Source organism: Candidatus Syntrophosphaera sp. (assembly GCA_019429425.1).
Lineage (GTDB): Bacteria > Cloacimonadota > Cloacimonadia > Cloacimonadales > Cloacimonadaceae > Syntrophosphaera.
This window is the reverse complement of record JAHYIU010000134.1, coordinates 1-2665: the sequence shown is the minus strand read 5'-3', so window position 1 is coordinate 2665 and position 2665 is coordinate 1. Positions and strand designations below refer to the sequence as shown.

Here is a 2665-nt window from a genome sequence, read left to right as displayed (position 1 = left end):
AATCAGTCAGGTCATGCAAATCTGCCTCAGTAGCTCCAGACACTACGACACCTCACCTTATAGAGCCGATCTGATCGAACCTTGGCAGTTGAAAATCAGGCTGGTATAAAAAATGGGGGAATGCCAGTCAAGATTTATTGTTCTTGACAGGACAGACTTTGGCGCCAGTCTTGCAATAAGAAAGAAAACCGCAAAAAAGAGAACCCGCGATGACAAGATCACTATTCCTGCTGGCCAGCCTGGCCGTCCTTCTGGTCGCGAGCGGAAACGCCGTCGTGACCGAGATCGGCTCCATCCGCGGGTTCCTCTATGGCACGGAGCCTGCCAGCTCCTATGACCACTGGGTTTCGCACCTCGCCGAGGGGCGGGTCTCTTATCTCAATGTCTACGCCCCCTGGGAACAGCAAAACAACGATTTTGGCGATTTCCACATCGCCACGAGCGAAGAATTACAGAACTGGGGCCTGGTGATCGATGCTTTCCTGGCCCTCGACCTGCAGGAAGCCCAGAGCAAACTCGAGCAATTCGGCTTTCCCTTTGAAGTGGTGCAATTCCAGGACCTCGACAGCGGCCGCCTGCTCTACCTGATCCGCGAGTTGCTCAATGAAGACATTGACACCAATGGCTCCAGCGATCCCAACGACCATGAGATCGGCAGCTTCGACTACGGCTGGGGCCTCTACATCTATGACCCCAGCGCTTACCGGCCGGTCGTGATCACGGCCCCGCACCCCTGCGACGATTTTCCCTCGCCGGTTTTCGCCCTGGAGGCTTTCCTTAAGCTGGACGCCCGTTTCCTGCTGATCAACGGCGCCGGACGCGAAGTGGCCTACTTCCCTCCTTACAACAGTAACAACCAGTCGATCAGCGATCCCTCCAGATTGGCCGACCATCCTTTCAACGTTGCCTACCAGCGTTTCTGCGACCAGATCCGCGGCCTCACGGACAAGACGGAATTTTCCCTCCAGATCCATTCCTACGACTGGAACAAATACCCCGGCCAGCCCAACGTGATGCTCTCCGCCGGCAACTTCAGACACGCACCCGCGCTCCCCATCCGCGACAATTCCCGCGCCCGGCACGACCTGCTCAACCACACCCCCTTCCTCATCCATCCCCAAAACACGATCGGCACCCACGCCGAGGTCGACATCCTGGATTACTACTGCGTCTACCATGCCGGCGATCCGGTCTATTACGATAACGAAGGCCAGCTCATCCCGATCGCCAACAACCACGATCTCCCCGGAGCCCAATACAACCAGCAGATGCTCTACACCACTGTCCAAAACATATATGACGTCTACTCCCCTTTCCTGCACGTGGAGATGGACGAACTGGCCAAATGCTACGTGCGCAATGAGGACAACCTGCACTGGTTTTACGGCTATGACGCGGCCACCGAATCCTGGAACCTGGCCGACCGCTACACCCGCTTCATCCAATTTTACACGCCCTGGCTGGACGCCCTGCACACCGTCATCGACAGCATGCTGGTCCTGGACGACGGCACCGGCCCCTCCAATCCCGAAAACCTGCGCCTGACCGCAGTCGGGGCCTTCCACATCTCCTTCGCATGGGAAAGAAGCTACAGCTATGACTTTGACAGCTATATCATCTATCTGCGCTGGGAGGAAGACGGGGCTTGGATCGAACAGGTCCTGGACCGCAACACCAATCCCGACCTGGCCTGGCAGAACACCTCTTCCTACATACTCTGGCTGGATTCGGGCCGGGTCTACTATCTGCGGGTCCAGGCCCGGGACAAGCAAGGAAACCACAGCCTGATGAGCAACGAGCTCAAGGTTTGGAAAATGGGCACCGGGCTTGGCAATTTCGCGGCCGCCGCGGGAGACGGAGCCATAAACCTGAGCTTTGGCAGCCAACTCACTGAGATCCAGGGCTTTAGCATCTTTCGCAAAGACGGAAGCGGAGAATGGTTTTGCCTGGCCTCCTGGACCCACGATCCCGCCCTGCAGCCCAATGCCGAAGGCACATACGCCTATCAGGACAACACCGTAAGCAACGGCGTCATATACTCTTACCAGGTCTCTACGGACTTCGGCCCCGGCAACCAGGTCTTCCACTGGTACGTCCTGCGCGCCAGCCCCTACCGTAAATATCCTTTCGTGCTGAGCTGCCCGGAATATGAACTGAGCAAGACCTTCTGGCTGGGCCTCAACCCCCTGGCCAGCGATGGCAGCGATCCGCTCGACCTTTACCAGCCAGACTCCGCGCCTCTGCAGATCGGGACCATGCTCTCCTCTGACGACACAATCTGCTACCAGGATATCCGCCAACCCTTCGACGCCGCGGCCAGCAGCAAGGTCTGGGCCCTGAACTACCGTAGCGACCATCCTTCCGCCTATCTGGTCCTGACCCCCGACCCCAATCTGCTCCTTGAAGGCGCGGAACTGCTGCTTTTTGACGTGGAGCGAAACCACTGGCACGATCTGCGTTTGGGGCCCTATGTCTGGATGGGGCCCAGCCACACCGGCTGGCAAAACCTGGAGCTTCACTGGGGCCGCCAGCTTCCCCGGGCGCAGTTTCCTCCCGCGGATGATGTGTTCCAATGGCTGGGCGGCACGCTGGACCTGAATTGGCAGGTCATCAACCGTCCCCGGGTGGCCTCGGTCGACCTCTATCTATGCGGCTCGCAGGATTC

1 protein-coding gene is annotated in these 2665 nt (G+C 58.3%); it reads left to right on the top strand.

The features are described 5' to 3' along the window. Window positions 1–209 precede the first annotated feature (209 nt). On the top strand, window positions 210–2665 hold a 2456-nt coding region (locus tag K0B87_09555), incomplete at its 3' end, for a fibronectin type III domain-containing protein (GenBank protein ID MBW6514981.1).